Source organism: Rhodococcus sp. SGAir0479, from assembly GCF_005484805.1.
Lineage (GTDB): Bacteria > Actinomycetota > Actinomycetes > Mycobacteriales > Mycobacteriaceae > Prescottella.
Window position 1 is genome coordinate 1,413,939 of sequence record NZ_CP039432.1, and the last position, 17,011, is coordinate 1,430,949.

Consider the following 17,011-nt stretch of genomic DNA (forward strand, 5'->3'; position numbering starts at 1 on the left):
TGTGATCTCGCCCACCGGACGCCCCGGTCTCACAGCCACCGTTGCCGTTTGAAGACCACGTACAGCGTGACGGACGTCGCGACCATGAGCAGCAGCGCGACGGGATAGCCGAACTGCCAGCCCAGCTCCGGCATGTCGTGGAAGTTCATCCCGTACACGGCCCCCACCAGCGTCGGCGCGAAAAGGATTGCCGCCCAGGACGATATCTTCTTCACCTCTTCGCTCTGGTTCAGGCTGGTCACGGTGAGGCGGCGCATCTCCTCGTTCTGCCGTTGCGCGACGAGCGTCGCGTGTACCGACAGCGCAGTCTGCAGGTGGGCCCGCGACGAGTCGGCGCGCTCGCCGATGCGCAGCGTGTGGTCGAGGACGTCGCGCAGGTGCCGTCGCAGCTCCACGTCGACGTGGTACTTGTCGGACCCCCGCTCGAGCGCTCCGAGCATCTCGACCAGCGGGTGGGTCGCGCGCTGGAAGTCGATGACCTCGCCGGACAGGTCGTAGATGCGTCGCGCCACCGCCGGGTCCCCGGTGAACATCTGGTTCTCGATCTCGTCGATGTCGTTCTCGAGCCCCGCCGCGACCGGCAGGTACTCGTCGACCACCTGGTCGAGGATCGCGTAGAGCACGGCCTCGGGGCCCAGTCGCAGCAGCTCCGGTTGCGCCTCGAGCCGGCGTCGCACCTGCCCGAGATCGGGCGACTCGGCGTGCCGGATCGTGACCACGAAGTTGGGGCCCACGAACAGGTGCACCTCGCCGAACTCGACCTTCTCGACGTCGTCGAGATAGCGGGCGGGCCGCAGCACGACGAACAGGATGTCGTCGTACCGCTCGAGTTTGGGACGCTGGTGTGCCGCGATCGTGTCCTCGACCGCGAGGTGGTGCAGCCCGAATTCGGTTGCCAGCGATTCGATCTCGGTGGCGTCCGGCCGATACAGTCCGATCCATGCCATGCCGCCGAGACGGTTCATCGTCTCGTAGGTGGAGTCGAGTGTCCGCGGAGTGTCGATCCGAACGCCGTCGACGTAGACGGCGTTGTCCACGATGGTCATGCGCGCCCCGTTCTTGTCGCGAGTCCGCCATATTGCATCACGCTCGGGTGGGCAGCGCGCGGTTGCAGGGAGAGGCCACGGCGATCCCGCGCCACCCGGAACCGGACTTCGTTCCGCGATCGTTATCCTGCCCACCGGTACCTGCCGGCGACAGAGCGGCGGCGGGCTTGATAGACAGAGTCCGGGGCCCGAGGGGCCGCAGGAGGTACACGTGCGTCGATCGATACGGACGGTTGTCGTCGGGGTGGTCGCGGCCCTGGCGGTGGTGGGTGGATCCGGAGCGAGTGCCGGGGCGGCGCCGTTCGGTTCCGGCTCGCTCGAGGGACCGGACCAGGGATACGTCGTCCCGCAGGTGCCGGGTCCCGTGCAGACGCGGCACGCGGCGGCGCTGCGGTACGCGGAGCAACATCCCGACTCCGCGCCGGCGGGGGCGAACGATTTCGAGTGCCGGCCCGGCGCCGCGCATCCCAATCCGGTCGTGCTCGTACACGGGAGCGATTCGGACGCGTACACCGACTGGGCCGCGCTCTCGCCACTGCTGAGTGCTCGGGGATTCTGCGTGTTCGCGCTCAACTACGGGGCGGACGGCAAGCCCGGCAAGTACGCCCGCGGCGACATGACCCGCAGCGCCGGCGAGCTCGCGGACTTCGTCGACCGGATCCGGGCGGCGACCGACTCGGGCCAGGTGGACGTGGTCGGGTACTCGCAAGGCGCGACCGTGGCGCGGTACTTCGTCAACCGCCTCGGCGGCGATCGGCTGGTGGGCCGCTGGGTGGGGATGGCGTCGCCGACGTACGGCGGCAACATGTACGGTCTGGTCCCGCTGTTGCAGGCGTTGCCGCACCCGGACCGGATCGCGGAGTGGCTCACGTCCGAGGCGATCAGTCAGCAGATGCAGGGATCGGACTTCCTCACGGCACTGAACGCGGGCGGCGACACCGTGCCCGGCCCGCAGTACACGACCATCGGATCGCGCTACGACGAGATGATCCAGCCGTACACCAACATCGCGCTCCGCGGACCGGGCGCGGTGAACCTGACGGTGCAGGACCTGTGCCCCGAGAACGAGGGCGGGCACTTCAACATGGTCTACGACCCGTTCGCGCTCGGACTCGCGTTGCGCACGCTGGACCCGGCGGCGCCCGCGCCGGAGTGCGCGCCGGTGCCGTTGGGCGCCGGGATCCTCGACATGATCATCGCGAGCAATTCCTGACGGCGGACGTCAGTCGGCCAGGGTCGCGACCGCGTGCGCCCAGAGGAAGTACTCGTTGGTGCCGAGGTCTCGGACCGTGCGGATACCGAAGGCGGCGCGCAGATGTTCGGCATCCGATTCGCTGACACCGCGCAGGGCGGTCACCGGTGCGTCGGCCAGATCGTCCACCGGACGCGATTCGAAGGCCTTGGCGAACTTGTGGGCGATCCCGGTCATGTTCGGCTCCGATCGATGCTCGTAGGTGCGCGGTGGGCGACACCGTCGTATCGAGTACAGCGCACACTCCGAGAACGCTGCGGTGTTTCCCGCGAGAATCGGCGCCGTGGCCTACACCGACGCCTAGTGTTCGGGCCATGAGCGCTGCGACCCGCGTGTCCGACACCGTCGCTCCGGGAGCCGCGGGGGCGGATCCCCCGCGCCGCCGGCTCCGGGCCCGGCTGCGGGGATACGGGGGCCGGCTGCACCCCGTGGGTCTGGCCGTCGCGCTGGTCCTGTTCACATGGTCGATGAGTCCGTCGCTGCTGCCGCGGGTGTGGTACCTCCAGGGTTTGGCGACCGGGATCTCGGTCGCGGCCGGGTACGGCGCGGGGTGCCTGGCGGCCTGGGTGGTCCGCTCGTGCGGGATCCGGCCGTCGTGGTCCCCACTCACCCGCCGGGTCGGCTGGTGGGTTCTCGGGGTCGCCTCGGTGGTGCTGGTCCCGGTGTTCCTCGCCCTCGGTGCGGTGTGGCAGAACTACGTTCGTGACCTCGTGGGCGTCGAGCGCACGAGCGAGGCGAACGTGCTGCTGGTGTTCCTCATCGCCGTCGCCGTGTGGTTCGTCCTGCTCGAGGCGGCTCGCGGCATCCGCGTCGGAACCCGTCGACTCACCGGCCTGGCCCTGCGGGTGGTTCCGCGTCCTGCCGCCAACGTGGCCGGCCTCGTGGTGGCCGCGGTGCTCGCGGTCCTGATCGTCAACGGGGCGCTCTACAACGGCCTGATCGCCTTCGCCAACTGGAGCTTCTCGGGGGCCGACACCGCGACCGCACCGGGCGTCGAACAGCCGACAATGCCCGAGCGCAGCGGTTCACCGGCGTCCGCGCAAGCGTGGGACACCCTCGGCAAGGAGGGCCGCACGTTCGTGGGCCGCGGACCGGGGGCCGCCGAGATCACCGCGGTGACCGGCCGCCCCGCGCAGGAACCGATCCGCGTCTACGCCGGTCGTGAATCGGCGGACTCCGTCGCGGCCGTCGCCGATCTGGTGGTCGCCGAACTGGACCGGACGAAGGCGTGGGAGCGGCAGGTGCTGGCGGTCAACACGACGACCGGGCGCGGCTGGGTCAACCAGGACGTCGCGTCGTCGCTCGAGTACATCGCCGGTGGCGACACCGCGATCGCGTCCATGCAGTACTCGTTCCTGCCGAGCCCGCTCGCGTTCATCGCGGACCGCGAGACCCCGCAGGCCGCCGGGCGGGCGCTGTTCAACGCGGTGTTCGCGCGCTGGATCGATCTGCCGGTCGAGACGCGTCCGCGACTCGTCGTCTTCGGCGAGAGCCTCGGCGCGTACGGCGGGCAGAACGCGTTCGCGGGCTACCAGGACATGGCGGTCCGCGTGGACGGGGGGCTGTGGGTCGGGACGCCCAACTTCACCCCGCAGTGGCAGGAGGTGACGGCGGACCGCGACCCCGGCTCGTCGGAGATCCTCCCGATCGTCGGGGACGGCGCCGCGGTGCGGTTCGCGTCCGAGCCCGAGGACCTCGACCTCGGCGGCGCGTGGGGGCCGCGGCGGATCGTCTACTGGCAGCACGCGAGCGACCCGATCGTGTGGTGGTCGCCCGATCTGCTCTTCCACGAGCCGGATTGGTTGCGCGAACCGCGGGGACGCGACGTCGATCCCCACATGACGTGGATGCCGTTCGTGACGTTCTGGCAGGTGACGCTCGACATGGTGTTCTCCGCGGGCGTCCCGCCGGGACACGGTCACGCGTACGGGCCCGAGGCCGCGGGGATGTGGGCGCGGATCCTGCACCCCGAGGGATGGTCGGGCGCCGATACCGCCCGTGTCCAGGCGGCGCTGACCGGCGAGGGGAGTGCTCCGTAGAATCCGGGGAGAACCTCTTTCCGGCGCCGCCGGGATTCGACGCTCCGGGAGCCGCCCTCGTGAACTCAGTGACCACCATCCACCGAACCATCTGTCGTACCGCGGTGGAGGGACGACGCTGATGCGGCTCGTCTTCGCGGGAACGCCCGATCCGGCCGTCCCGTCGCTGCGGCGGCTCATCGAGTCCGAGCGGCACGAGGTGGTGGCCGTGGTCACGAGGCCCGATGCCGTCGCCGGGCGTGGTCGCAAACTCGTGCGCTCGCCCATCGGGCAACTCGCCGACGAGCACGGTATCGAGGTGCTGACGCCGAAGTCGGCGTCCGATCCCGAGTTTCTCGAGCGGTTGCTCGCCCTCGCGCCCGACGCGTGTCCGGTGGTCGCGTACGGGAACCTGCTGCCTCGGCCCGTCCTCGACGTCCCGCGTCACGGGTGGATGAACCTGCACTTCTCCCTGCTGCCGGCCTGGCGTGGCGCCGCGCCCGTGCAGGCCGCGATCAACGCGGGAGACGAGGTGACCGGCGCGACGGTGTTCGCGCTGGACGAGGGCATGGACACCGGCCCGGTCTACGGCGTGGTGACGGAGACGATCCGCACCACCGACACCGCCGGTGAACTGCTCGGACGGCTCGCCGAGAGCGGCGCGATGCTGCTCGAGAGCGTGCTCGACGGCATCGAGGACGGCGCGGTGCAGGCGGTTCCGCAGCCGCGTGACGGCATTTCGCACGCACCGAAGGTGACGGTGGAGTCGGCCCGCATCCGTTGGGACCAGCCGGCGCTCGCGGTGCACCGCCACATCCGTTCGGTCACGCCGGCCCCCGGCGCGTGGACGATGATCGGCGATCTGCGGGTGAAGGTGGGTCCGGTGACGCTCGTGGAGGACTCGCTGCCGCCGGGCCGGCTCGAGATCCGCAAGGACGGCTTCTATGTAGGCACGTCGACCACCGCGGTGCGGCTCAACCAGATTCAGCCGCAGGGCAAGAAGCAGATGGCGGCTCTCGACTGGGCACGCGGGGCCCGCCTCGACGGAGAGGCGCGGGCACAGTGACCGAGGAGAAGCGGCCGCGGCGGTCGGGTGCGCCGGGACAGGGCGGCCGGAGTGGGGGCGCTCAGGGCGGCCGGAGCGGCGGCGGTCAGGGCGGCCGGGGACGACGGAACGACCGGAGCACCCGGCCCCGGCAGGCGCATCGGCCCGACCCGGCACAGGCGGCGCTCGACCAGCCGCGGCGTGCGGCCCGCGACGTTCTGCGCGCGGTCCGCGAGCGTGACGCCTACGCCAATCTCGTTCTGCCGGGGCTGCTTCGGGAGCGCCGGCTCGACGGCCGCGACGCCGCCCTGGCGACCGAGCTGGCCTACGGCGCCGCGCGGGCCCGCGGACTGCTCGACGCGATCATCGCGCGCTGCGCGGGTCGGCCGATCGAGGAGATCGACGGACCGCTGCTCGACGTTCTCGAACTCGGTGCCTACCAGTTGCTGCGTACCCGGGTCGCTCCGCACGCCGCGGTCGCGACATCGGTGGACCTGGTGCGCGCCGAGGCCGGCTCGGGCAAGGCCGGTTTCGTCAACGCGGTGCTGCGGCGGGTGTCGGAGAAGACCGAGGACGAATGGGTGGCCGAGCTTGCGCCCGACGCGAAGACGGATCCGGTGGGCCGCCTCGCCTTCCGGTACGCGCATCCCACCTGGATCGCGCAGGCGTTCGCCGACGCGCTCGGCGCGGACGCCGGCGACCTCGAGGACGTCCTGCGCGCCGACGACGCGCGGCCCGCGGTGCACCTGGTGGCGCGGCCCGGCGAGATCTCCGCGGAGGAACTCGCGCTCGTCACCGGCGGCGAGGTCGGCCCGTACTCGCCGTACGCGGTGCATCTCGACGGCGGCGACCCGGGCCTGCTCGATGCCGTGCGGGAGGGGTTGGCGGGCGTCCAGGACGAGGGCAGCCAGCTGGTGGCCCGCGCGTTGACGCTGGCACCGCTCGAGGGTCCCGACGGCGGACGGTGGCTGGACCTGTGCGCCGGACCCGGCGGCAAGGCGGCCCTGCTCGGCGCACTCGCCGACATCGAGGGCGGACGCCTGGACGCGGTCGAACCGGCAGAACATCGAGCCGACCTGGTCCGGAAGACGACGCGGGATCTGCCCGTCGACGTCCATGTCGCGGACGGGCGCGATCCCGGGCTCGAACCCGGCTTCGACCGGATCCTGGTGGACGCGCCGTGCACCGGGCTCGGCGCGCTGCGCCGGCGCCCGGAGGCGCGGTGGCGGCGACAGCCCTCGGACGTCGCGGGCCTCGCCAAGCTGCAGCGGGAACTGCTCGAGTCGGCACTGAAGCTGGTCCGACCGGGTGGTGTGGTGTTGTACTCCACGTGCTCACCGCATCTCTCGGAGACCGTCGCCGTGGTGGCCGACGCGGTCCGCCGGCACGGCGCGATCCCGCTCGACACCAGGGAACTGGTGCCGGGGGTGCCGGGGCTCGGCGACGGCCCGGGCGTCCAGCTGTGGCCGCACCGCCATGGCACCGACGCGATGTTCATGGCGGCGCTGCGGCGGCCGCTGGAGGCCTGACCGGCCGGCCCCGGCGGGGCCGGGCTAGTGGGTGATGGCGCGGAAGCCACGCTCACCGGCCCGGTCCACCGCCGCCTTCACCACGGCGAAGACGGCGCCCTGGAGCGCCGCGGCGATGAGCACCTCGCGGTTGGTGCGCGACAGATCCTTGGGATCGGGGGCCTGCTCGTCCTCGCCGACGCGCTTCCAGACCTGGCGGAACGCGACGCCGGCCAGCACTCCGCCCAGCACGCTCGTGGCCATGGAGAGCGGCTTGTAGAGAGCCTTGGCAGCGGTCTTGTTCATCGGTGAATCTCCCTTCCTCGGTGGGCATCCGGCGGACGCTCGGTGCTCGGACAGGTGGTCAGTCGACCAGACCCTCGCGGCGGGCCACGGAGTCCGGCGGCACGGCGGCCGACGCGAACGTCTCGATCAGTACGTCGGCGTCCTCGTAGCGGGCCGTGCGGATCAGCCCGGGGTTCCGGGCCAGTGCGTCGTGGACCTCGTCGCCCGTCGTCGGGTAGTCGCTCACCGGGTGCCGCCAGTGCGCGGCCAGCACCACCGCGTCCGGTCCCAGGTGGTGCGCGACGTCCTCGACGACGTCGTCGAAGGCCTCCGGCTTCACGTAGTAGCCGACCTCGCTGAGCACGATGAGGTCGAACATGTCCGCCGGCCACGGGTCTCCGAGCGCCCAGTTGAGGAACGTCACTCCGGGCACACCGTCCAGGCGGGCCCGGGCGGTGTCCAGGACGTCGTCGACGACGTCGGTGGCGAGGAGTTCATCGCACCGCAGTGCGAGCATCTCGGTGAGCGCGCCGGTGGAGCACCCCGGCTCGAACGCGTTGCGGAACCGTCTGCGCGGCAACATCGCCACGGTCAACGCCCGCTTGCGGTGCTCGTACCAGCGCTCGTCGAACCGCCACGGATCCGGGTCCTGGGCATACATGTCGGTGAAGTAGTCGTCGGGTAGTCGGTTCACGGCACGATCACCGTCTCGTGGTCGCGAAGCAGGCGGGCGAGAACGTGCGGCGGAAGGATCGCCCGATCTGCGGGATCGTCCGACAGGTCGGTGATCTGTGTCGCGAACTCGGCCACGGCGGACTGCTTGGCCTGCAGCCGGTGTCGGGTCAGGGGGAAGGTGCGGGCGCGGTCCCACGGGACCGCGGGGTCGCCCGGAACAGCCCAGTGCCACAGCCAGATCGGGTACTCGAGGAGGACCGCACCCGCCTCGTGCGCGGCCCGGGCCGCGGCCCGGCCGGCGGCCTCGTGGTCGGGGTGTCCGTCGGTGCGCAGAGGCGCAGCGCACCACGTACCCGGTGCCAGGTGGGCCCGGATCCGCTCGGCCAGCTCGTCCTCGTGCGCGGCCACGGCGCCGTCGGGCAGCCCGCACCGGACGGGCGGGGCGAGTCCCAGCCGGGACGCCGCCCGGTCGGATTCGGCGCGGCGCCGGACGGCGAGGTCCGCGGGCGACAGCGTCGGTGAACCGGGGTGCGAGGCCTCCCCGTCGGTCACCGACACGACCGTCACCGGGACGGCGCGGTCCGCGAGTTCGGAGGCCAGTGCCCCGACGCCGAGCACCTCGTCGTCGGGATGCGGAGCGACGACCACCAGGGCGGGGCACTCGTGGACGTCCAGATGCCGGAACCGGGTGTGTCCGGACCAGTGGTCCTCGGGCGTGCCGACCTCGACGGTGGGCACCTGCGCGAAACGTTCGACACTGCTCATCGGTCCGCCTCCTCGGCTCTCAGGGCGCTGCCCAGCTCGGCCAGGTCGCGTTCGGCGTGGCTCTGGCGCAGGTACACGGTCAGATCCGCCACGAGGCGGGCGTGTACGGGGTCGTCACACAGCGGGGCCGCGCCGAGCGCGCGACCGACGCGGTCGAGCACCGTGGTCGCGGTGTCCTCGACGACCGCCCGCACCCGGCGAGCCCGGAGCTCCGCGGCCCGACGGTCCCGCGGTCGGGCGTCGAGATCGACTGCGGCGCAATCGAGCACGCTTTGCGCCGCATAGAGCGCGGCGTCGACGGCCCCGAGGTGCGCCAGTCGGTGCGGATCGTCACCGGCCCGCCGGCGCAGCGGCTGCGCCACCGCGAGGGCGCCGCCGTACCAGCAGGCCGCGACGCCGATGGCGCCGTGCCAGAATCCGGGTCGCGTCAGGTACTCGCCCGGCGCCCCGACCGGCACGGCCGGAACGGCCGCGAAGTCCACCGCGCCGGAGTCGCTGGCGGCCATCCCCACGGCGTGCCAGCTGTCCGGCACCGGAGTCACCCCGGGCGCCGACAGTTCCACCGCGAACAGCGCCCGCTCGCCATCGCGGCGCGCGGTGACCAGCGCGTGGGTGCACGAGTGCGCGCCCGAACACCAGAGCTTGCGGCCGTCCAGCACGATGCCGGCGTCCGTCTGCCGGGCCGTCACCGCCGGCTCCGGCGGCTCGGCCGCCCACACACCCCACAACTGGCCGGCCTCCACCTGCGGCCCACCGAGCTCGTGCAGGATCGCGGTGGCGTCGGCGTGCGCCTCGAGCAGGCGCGCGCCCACCAGGTCGGTCCGGGCGGCGTCGGTGAGCGCGCGCCACCGCTCCCCGGTTCGGCCCCCGCCCGGCAGCGGCCAGGCACCGGCCTCGGTCGGGGTGACGGTCGGGTGAATAGCCGTCTGGCTCATCGCAACTCCTGCACGTCGGCGCGCACCGGCCCTCGGGTCTCGAGCCGGTCGAGCGTGGACAGGAAATCGCCGAAACCGCCGCGCGCGCGTGGCCGTCGGCGATCGGAGGTGACGACCGCATTGTGTTCGTCCCACGCGATCCGTGCGCCGGCGTCGCCCAGGCGCCGCACCAGATCCACGTCCTCGGCGAGGGCGTGCGGGTGGAACCCGCCGACGTCCCGGTACAGGTCCGCCCGCAGTCCCAGGTTGGCGCCGTGCACGTGACCGTGCACCGCGCCGCGGCGTAGGCGGTAGGCCTCGTCGTAGCGGCGCCGGGTCCCCGCCGTACCGGTGCGCCAGTCCACGCGGACCGTGCCCACGACCGCATCGTGATCGGCCCAATAGGCCAGTTGGTCGACCAACCACGTCTCGGGCACCACGCTGTCGGCGTCGGTGGTGGCGAACCAGACGTCGGCACGGCCGCTTTCGCCGCTGGCCGCGAACCCGGCCGCACGGGCCGCGCCCACGTTGCGGCAGTCGACCTCCAGCACCTGATCCGCGGTGGCGGCGGAGCGCGCGGAGTCGTCGGTGCAGGAGTCGAGGACCACGACGGTGGTCACGGGCAGCCGCACGCGGTCGGCGGCGCGCCGGATCCCGGCCATGCACGCCGGGAGCAACTGCTCCTCGTTGTGCGCGGGAACGACCGTGACGACGGCGCGGGGGACCGGAGGGCGGGGGAGGGGATGGTGCACCGGGCCTCCTGTCGATCGACGGACGGCGCGGGCCGGACGAACCGGGCACCGAGCTGACGTCGGGGTAAGAACTTATCTATGGCTGACGGTACAGATTCGCCGGCCGGTGCGCTGGACACCGCGCGCTCGGGGCGCCGTGTCGGCCCGGTTCACGTCAGGAGGATGACCCTGTCGTCCCACCGGGCTACGCTTCGGGCGACATCCGCGACTCCGATGCGCGGTCTGCCGGCGTCACGCCCCGTGTGACGGCCACCGTTCGAGAGACGAGAACACCCGTGCCGCGCAAGAAGGAACATGCCGACCGCTACGCCGATGCGCTGACTGCGCTGTCGGCGGCGACGCACCGGCCCACGCACGTCGTCAACCACGGGGACGGTTACGCCATCCGGGTCGACTTCGCGTTCGACCGTTTTCTCGTCGCCACCAACACCGCCGCCGGACTGAGCGACGACCCGGACGCCCCCGACGGGTGGCTCGTGCGGTTCTGCGAGACGCAGGACTCCGGTGTCCGGGTGCTGGCGGAGGCCCACCGCGACTGGCTCGTCGACGCGTTCGACGCGGTGTTCGAGACCGTGGACAGGTCCGGCGAGTGGATCGAGTCCGACGCGCACTTGGGCGAGTTGGTGCAGCAGCGAGGTACCTACGACAGTGGCTGCTGAGGCCGTCGGCCGTCACACGGGTTCGGGCCACACCCAGTTCCGCACCTCCGGCATGTCCTCGAGGTGCTCGCGGACGTAGTCGTGGTGCCGCTCGAGCATCCGCTCGCAGTAGCCGACGAGCGCGTTGGCGCCGTCCGGGATCCGACGACTCCGCCGCAACGCCTCGATGGCCAGGTGATAGCGGCTCATGTGATTGAGCACCACCATGTCGAAGGGCGTCGTGGTGGAGCCCTGCTCGGTATATCCGCGCACGTGGAAGCGGCCGGGATTCATCCGACCGTGCAGCAGCTGGTGGAACGCGCGCGCGTACCCGTGCCATGCGACGACGACGTCCACGTACTCGGTGAACAGCCGCGCGAAATCGTCGTGCGAACGCCCGCGCGGGTGCACGTCCGGAGGCGCCATCGACATCAGGTCGACGACGTTGACGACGCGCACCCGGAGATCAGGGACATGACCGCGCAGCAGCGCCGCGGCGGCGAGGATCTCCTCTGTCGGGACGTCGCCGACGCACGCCAGGACGATGTCGGGCGGGGTTCCGTCGCCGTCCTCGGTGCCCGCCCACTCCCACACCGACGCCCCCGCCTCCACGTGCTCGCGCGCCTGGGCCATCGGCAGGTACTGCGGATGCGACTGCTTGTCGACCACGAGCAGGTTGACGCAGTCGCGCGAGTCGAACAGTCCCTCGGCGACGGCCAGCATCGTGTTGGCGTCCGGTGGCAGGTACACCCGGGTGACGCCCCCGGACAGCGACAGCACGGTGTCGATCAGGCCGGGCCCCTGGTGGGAGAAGCCGTTGTGGTCGTTGCGCCAGCAAGTGGACGTGAGCAGGATGTTCAGGCTCGCGATCGGGGCCCGCCAGTCGAGACCGCGGGCGCGTTCGAGCCACTTGGTGTGCTGGATGGTCATCGAGGCGCTGACCATCGCGAACGCCTCGTACGTCGCGAACAGGCCGTGCCGGCCGGTGAGGAGGTACCCCTCGAGCCAGCCCTGGCACAGGTGCTCCGACAGCACCTCCATCACCCGGCCGTGCCGGCTCACGTGATCGTCGTCGGGCACCACGGTCCCCACGAAACACCGGTCGGTGACCTCGAAGACGGCGCCCAGACGATTGCTGTTCGTCTCGTCGGGGCAGAACAGCCGGAAGTCGTCGGGATTCGCTGTGTAGATGTCGCGCAGCAGCTCCCCGAGCGGACGCGTGGTCTCGTGGTGGACGGCACCGGGCGCGGGCACGTCGAGCGCGTACTTCTCGATCGGAGGCACGTCGAGCGGCCGCAGCAGCCGCCCGCCGTTGGCGTGGGGGTTGGCGCCCATCCGTTCGTTGCCGCGCGGGGCGAGAGCCGCGAGCTCGGGGACCAGTCGCCCCTGCGGATCGAACTGCTGCTCGGGCCGGTACGAGCGCATCCACTGCTCGAGCCGCTCCAGATGGGACTCGTCGTCGCGGACGTCGGCGATCGGCACCTGATGCGCCCGGAACGTGCCCTCGATCTCGAGGCCGTCGACGATGTCCGGTCCCGTCCACCCCTTGGGGGTCCGTAGCACGATCGCCGGCCAGCGGGGGCGATCGGCGATCCCGGAGTCCCGGGCGTCGCTGCGGATCCGAGTGATCGCGGCGTGGGCGCGGTCGAGGGTCTCGGCGAGATCGCGGTGGACCTGCATGGGCTCGTCGCCCGAGACCACGACCGGCTCCCACCCGAACGCGTGCAGCAGCTCCGACACCTCCTCGTCGGTGCGCCGCCCCAGCACGGTGGGCCCGGAGATCTTGTAGCCGTTGAGGTGCAGGATCGGCAGGACCGCGCCGTCGTGCGCGGGATCGAGGAAGAAGGGGATCTTCCACGATCCCGACAGCGGTCCCGTCTCGGCCTCCCCGTCGCCGACGACGCACGCGACGATGAGGTCCGGGTTGTCCATCGCGGCGCCCGCGGCATGAGCCAGGGAGTACCCCAGCTCGCCGCCCTCGTTGATGGAGCCGGGCGTCTCGACCCCGGAATGGCTCGGGATGCCCCCGGGCGTCGAGAACTGGCGGGCCAGCCGGCGCAGCCCCGCCTCGTCCGGGGTCACGTCCGGATACAACTCCGAGTAGGTGCCTTCCAGATATGTGTTCGCGACCACCGCCGGGCCGCCGTGGCCCGGCCCGGCGACGAACACGACGTCGGCGCCGGTACGGCGGATGAGCCGGTTCAGGTGGGTGTACACCAGCGAGAGACCGGGGCTGGTGCCCCAGTGCCCGAGCAGGCGGGGTTTGATGTCGGGCGCGACGAGCGGCCTGCGGAGCAGGACGTTGTCCCGCAGGTAGATCTGGGCCACGGTGAGGTAGTTGGCCGCCATCCAGTACCGGTGGAGCAGTTCGAGTTCGTCGGTCGACGGGTCGTCCGGGCTGTGCGTCACGGGTCGGCTCCTCCGGTCGGGGAAGTGCTTCCAATCACGACTGTAGGGCGGATGTGCGCTCCCGTGGGGGTGCGCGGGCCGACCGGTCCGCCGCCCGCCTCTGTTGCGAAGCCGTCGAACCAGGCATCCTGGAGAAGACGACGGTGGCACCACGGTGTCGGACACCGATCGTGATCGGCGATCGAGGACGTACGGATCTGGTATGCGGACGGACAACTCGCGGACTGCGCGAACCACGACAGCGACCACGACCATGCGGGCATGGCGAACCACGAGACCGGGCCCGTTGACGGACCGGCCGCTGCGGATGAGCCGCGAACTGCTGCCGCGACCCACCAGCCGGGACCTGCTCGTCCGGGTGCTCGCGTGCGGGGTCTGCCGGACCGACCTGCACGTGGTGGAGGGGGATCTGCCACCGCACCGGCTCAACGTGATTCCGGGGCACGAGATCGTCGGTGAGGTCGTGGCCGTCGGGGCGGACGCCGGCGGCCGGTTCGCCGTGGGCCAGCGGGTGGGCATCGCGTGGCTGCGGTGCACGTGCGGGCACTGCCGCTACTGCATCCGCGGCGACGAGAACCTGTGCCCGTACTCGACGTACACCGGGTGGGACGCCGACGGCGGGTACGCCGAATACACCACGGTGCCCGCGGACTACGCACTCGAACTCCCCACCGGCTACCCGGTCGTCGAACTGGCGCCGCTGCTGTGCGCCGGGATCATCGGCTACCGCGCGCTGCAGCGGGCCGCGCTGCCCGACGGCGGCCGCCTCGGGATCTACGGGTTCGGCGGCAGCGCCCACCTGACCGCTCAGGTCGCGCTCGCCCGCGGCGCCCGGGTGCACGTGATGACCCGCGGCCGGGAGGCCCGCGAACTGGCGTTCAGCCTCGGTGCGGCGTCGGTGCAGGGAGCGTCCGATCCGCCGCCCGAGCCGCTCGACTCGGCGATCCTGTTCGCGCCGGCCGGCGACCTGGTCCCACCTGCCCTGCAGGCGCTCGACGCCGGTGGCACGCTCGCGCTCGCCGGCATCCACCTCAGCGACATCCCGGCGCTCGACTACCAGCGCGATCTGTTCCGGGAGCGGCAGATCCGCAGCGTCACCGCCAACACGCGCCAGGATGCGAAGGAGTTTCTCGCGATCGCGCAGCAGCACCGCCTGCGGGTCAGCGCCCACCGGTATCCGCTCGACGCCGCCGACAAGGCGCTCGCGGACCTCGCCGGCGGCGTCTTCGGAGGTGCCGCCGTTCTCGTGCCGTGAGCGCCCGGGTGTCCTAGCGTGGACGGGCGGACCGTCGCCGGGCCCGCCCGCGACTGGAAGGTACGGACGCCGTGATCACTCATCCCGCCTTCACCGTCGAACCGTGGCGGCTGCGCGCCACCAGCCTCGACCTGACGGTGCTCGCGCAGAGCGAGTCGCTGTTCGCACTGTCCAACGGACATCTCGGGTGGCGCGGCAACCTCGACGAGGGCGATCCCCACGGCCTGCCGGGCAGCTACCTGTCCGGGGTGTACGAGGTCAAGCCGATGCCGTACGCGGAACCGGGCTACGGCTATCCCGATTTCGGCGAGACGATCATCAACATCACCGACGGCAAGATCGTGCGATTGCTCGTCGACGACGAGCCGTTCGACGTCCGCCGCGGCAGCCTGCTGAAACACGAGCAGGAACTGGACCTGCGTGCCGGCGTGCTGCGCCGCACCGTCGAGTGGCGCTCGCCCGCCGGGCGGACGGTGCGGGTGTCGACGACGCGGCTGGTGTCGTTCGGGCAGCGCGCGATCGGGGCGATCGACTACCGCGTCGAGGCCCTCGACGGCCCCGCCCGGGTGGTGGTGCAGTCCGAACTGGTTGCGAACGAGCCGATGCCGCGGCCCGAGGCCGACCCCCGCGCCGCGGCCGTGCTGGCCGAACCGCTGGTGGCGCAGGAGAGCTTCGCGCACGACGCGCTGGTGCAGCTGATCCACGCGACCGGCGAGAGCGGGCTGCGGGTGGCGGTCGGGATGGACCACGAGGTGTACGGTCCCGACCCCCACGTGGAATCCGAGCACTACCCCGACCAGGGTCGGGTGACGGTCTCGTCGCAACTGGCGCAGGGTGAACAGCTGCGGATGGTCAAGTACGTCGCGCACGCGTGGTCGGCCCGCCGCACGGCGCCGGCGATGCGTGACGAGGTTGCCGGGGAGCTGACGATCGCGCGGGAAATGGGTTGGGACGGGCTGTGTTCCGAGCAGCGATCGTTCCTGGACACGTTCTGGGATCGGGCCGACGTCGTCGTCGACGGCGACCCCGAGGTGCAGCAGGCGGTGCGGTTCGCGTTGTTCCACGTCCTGCAGGCCTCGGCGCGGGCCGAGGGTGTCGCGATCGCCTCCAAGGGCCTGACCGGACGCGGTTACGACGGGCACGCGTTCTGGGACACCGAGATGTTCGTGCTCCCGGTGCTGACGTCGGTCTACCCCAAGGCCGTCACCCACGCGCTGCGGTGGCGCCACTCCACGCTGGCGATCACACGCACTCGTGCCCGCCAGCTCGGATTCGAGGGTGCGGCGTTCCCGTGGCGCACCATCACCGGCAAGGAATGCAGCGGCTACTGGCCGGCCGGGGCGGCCGCGTTCCACGTCAACGCCGCGATCGCGCGGGCCGTCATCGGTTGTCTGCGGGCGAACGGGGACTCCGACTTCGAACGCACCGTCGCGGTGGACCTGCTGGTCGAGACGGCGCGATTGTGGCGTTCGCTGGGCTACTTCGACGAGGACGGCCGATTCCGCATCGACGGCGTCACGGGTCCGGACGAGTACAGCGCGCTGGTCCGCAACAACCTGTACACCAATCTGATGGCCCGGGAGAACCTCGTCGCGGCCGTCGGAATCGTCGAGAAGCACCGCGGCCGGATGCCCGACCTCGGCGTCACCGACGAGGAGATCGGGGGCTGGCGGATCGCGGCCGATCGGATGTTCGTTCCGTACGACGAGCGGCGCGGGGTGCATCCGCAGTCGTCGGGGTTCACCGACCGGCAGGTGTGGGACTTCGCCGGCACTCCCGCCGAGCACTACCCGCTGCTGCTGCACTATCCCTACTTCGATCTGTACCGCAAGCAGGTCGTCAAGCAGGCCGACGTCGTGCTGGCGATGCAGTGGGTGCCCGACGAGTTCACGGCCGAACAGAAGGCGCGGAACTTCGCCTACTACGAGCGGCTCACCGTGCGCGACTCGTCGCTCTCGGCGTGCAGTCAGGCGGTCGTCGCCGCCGACGTCGGCGCCGTGGACCTCGCGTACGACTACCTGGGCGAGACCGCGCTGATCGACCTGCTCGACCTCGAACACAACACGAGCGACGGACTGCATCTGGCGTCTCTGGCCGGGATCTGGATCGCACTGGTCCAGGGCTTCGGCGGCGCCCGCCGCCGTCGGACCGGGCTGACGTTCCGGCCGATCCTGCCGCACGGCATCCGCCGCCTCGAGTTCGGGATCGCGGCCGCCGGCTGCCGACTCCGGGTCGAGATCGGCCCGGTCGAGACCCGGTACCGGTTGGTGCAGGGCGAAGAGTTGACCCTGCACCACGCGGGCACGGAGATCACGTTGCGGGGCAACGAGGTTCGAGTGATGCCGACGGTGCAGCCGCCCCCGGGCCCGGTCGTCACACAACCGCCGGGGCGGGCGCCGGCCCGTCGTCACCCCGGCAGCGGCGGCAGGCCGACCGTCGCCGATTAAAC

General features: G+C 71.6%; 15 protein-coding genes. 7 read left to right on the forward strand and 8 right to left on the reverse strand.

From position 1 onward, the window contains the following. Positions 1-29 precede the first annotated feature (29 nt). Positions 30-1,046: a magnesium/cobalt transporter CorA gene (gene corA, locus E7742_RS06635; protein WP_137798230.1), complete on the reverse strand. Its 1,017-nt coding sequence runs from the start codon at positions 1,044-1,046 to the stop codon at positions 30-32. A 211-nt stretch (positions 1,047-1,257) separates the two neighbouring features. Between corA and E7742_RS06640 the strand changes: the two genes are divergently transcribed. Then, on the forward strand, positions 1,258-2,259 hold the full coding sequence (locus tag E7742_RS06640) for an esterase/lipase family protein (protein WP_254699179.1): 1,002 nt from the start codon (positions 1,258-1,260) through the stop codon (positions 2,257-2,259). Between the two features lie 9 nt (positions 2,260-2,268). On the opposite strand, the gene E7742_RS06645 is transcribed toward E7742_RS06640, so the two are convergent. Beyond that, a complete protein-coding gene (locus E7742_RS06645) occupies positions 2,269-2,475 on the reverse strand; it encodes a hypothetical protein (RefSeq protein ID WP_137798232.1) in 207 nt (68 codons plus the stop codon). A gap of 137 nt (positions 2,476-2,612) precedes the next feature. On the opposite strand from E7742_RS06645, the gene E7742_RS06650 reads away from it, so the two are divergent. The 3 genes from E7742_RS06650 to E7742_RS06660 all read left to right on the forward strand — a co-directional run bounded on the left by E7742_RS06650 (position 2,613) and on the right by E7742_RS06660 (position 6,890). Further along, positions 2,613-4,337, forward strand: a complete 1,725-nt coding sequence (locus tag E7742_RS06650) for an alpha/beta hydrolase (RefSeq protein WP_137798233.1) — start codon at positions 2,613-2,615, stop codon at positions 4,335-4,337. A gap of 121 nt (positions 4,338-4,458) precedes the next feature. After that, on the forward strand, positions 4,459-5,382 hold the full coding sequence (fmt, locus tag E7742_RS06655; RefSeq protein WP_137798234.1) for a methionyl-tRNA formyltransferase: 924 nt from the start codon (positions 4,459-4,461) through the stop codon (positions 5,380-5,382). Next, positions 5,379-6,890, forward strand: coding sequence for an RsmB/NOP family class I SAM-dependent RNA methyltransferase (locus E7742_RS06660; RefSeq protein ID WP_137798235.1), 1,512 nt, complete (start codon positions 5,379-5,381; stop codon positions 6,888-6,890). The genes fmt and E7742_RS06660 overlap by 4 nt, the downstream gene beginning before the upstream one ends. A gap of 24 nt (positions 6,891-6,914) precedes the next feature. Here E7742_RS06660 and E7742_RS06665 read toward each other — a convergent pair whose 3' ends face one another. From E7742_RS06665 to E7742_RS06685, 5 genes are read right to left on the reverse strand one after another with little or no spacing between them, the layout of a single operon-like run. Next, positions 6,915-7,175, reverse strand: coding sequence for a DUF4235 domain-containing protein (locus tag E7742_RS06665; RefSeq protein ID WP_137798236.1), 261 nt, complete (start codon positions 7,173-7,175; stop codon positions 6,915-6,917). 58 nt (positions 7,176-7,233) lie between these two features. Further along, complete coding sequence (locus tag E7742_RS06670; RefSeq protein ID WP_137798237.1) at positions 7,234-7,848, reverse strand: SAM-dependent methyltransferase; 615 nt, start codon at positions 7,846-7,848, stop codon at positions 7,234-7,236. Then, complete coding sequence (locus E7742_RS06675; RefSeq protein ID WP_137798238.1) at positions 7,845-8,594, reverse strand: PIG-L deacetylase family protein; 750 nt, start codon at positions 8,592-8,594, stop codon at positions 7,845-7,847. The genes E7742_RS06670 and E7742_RS06675 overlap by 4 nt, the downstream gene beginning before the upstream one ends. Further along, on the reverse strand, positions 8,591-9,529 hold the full coding sequence (locus E7742_RS06680) for an acyl-CoA dehydrogenase family protein (protein WP_137798239.1): 939 nt from the start codon (positions 9,527-9,529) through the stop codon (positions 8,591-8,593). The genes E7742_RS06675 and E7742_RS06680 overlap by 4 nt, the downstream gene beginning before the upstream one ends. Next, the gene (locus E7742_RS06685) at positions 9,526-10,170 is read right to left on the reverse strand and encodes a glycosyltransferase (RefSeq protein ID WP_137801068.1); all 645 of its coding nucleotides are present in this window, start codon (positions 10,168-10,170) and stop codon (positions 9,526-9,528) included. Before E7742_RS06685 ends, E7742_RS06680 begins: the two co-directional genes overlap by 4 nt. A 365-nt stretch (positions 10,171-10,535) precedes the next feature. Between E7742_RS06685 and E7742_RS06690 the strand changes: the two genes are divergently transcribed. Then, the gene (locus tag E7742_RS06690) at positions 10,536-10,919 is read left to right on the forward strand and encodes a hypothetical protein (RefSeq protein ID WP_137798240.1); all 384 of its coding nucleotides are present in this window, start codon (positions 10,536-10,538) and stop codon (positions 10,917-10,919) included. A gap of 12 nt (positions 10,920-10,931) precedes the next feature. Here E7742_RS06690 and E7742_RS06695 read toward each other — a convergent pair whose 3' ends face one another. Then, the gene (locus E7742_RS06695) at positions 10,932-13,307 is read right to left on the reverse strand and encodes a phosphoketolase family protein (protein ID WP_302660908.1); all 2,376 of its coding nucleotides are present in this window, start codon (positions 13,305-13,307) and stop codon (positions 10,932-10,934) included. A 253-nt stretch (positions 13,308-13,560) separates the two neighbouring features. On the opposite strand from E7742_RS06695, the gene E7742_RS06700 reads away from it, so the two are divergent. Next, complete coding sequence (locus E7742_RS06700; RefSeq protein ID WP_137798241.1) at positions 13,561-14,562, forward strand: zinc-binding alcohol dehydrogenase family protein; 1,002 nt, start codon at positions 13,561-13,563, stop codon at positions 14,560-14,562. A gap of 71 nt (positions 14,563-14,633) precedes the next feature. Continuing rightward, positions 14,634-17,009: a glycoside hydrolase family 65 protein gene (locus E7742_RS06705; RefSeq protein WP_137798242.1), complete on the forward strand. Its 2,376-nt coding sequence runs from the start codon at positions 14,634-14,636 to the stop codon at positions 17,007-17,009. Positions 17,010-17,011: the final 2 nt, after the last annotated feature.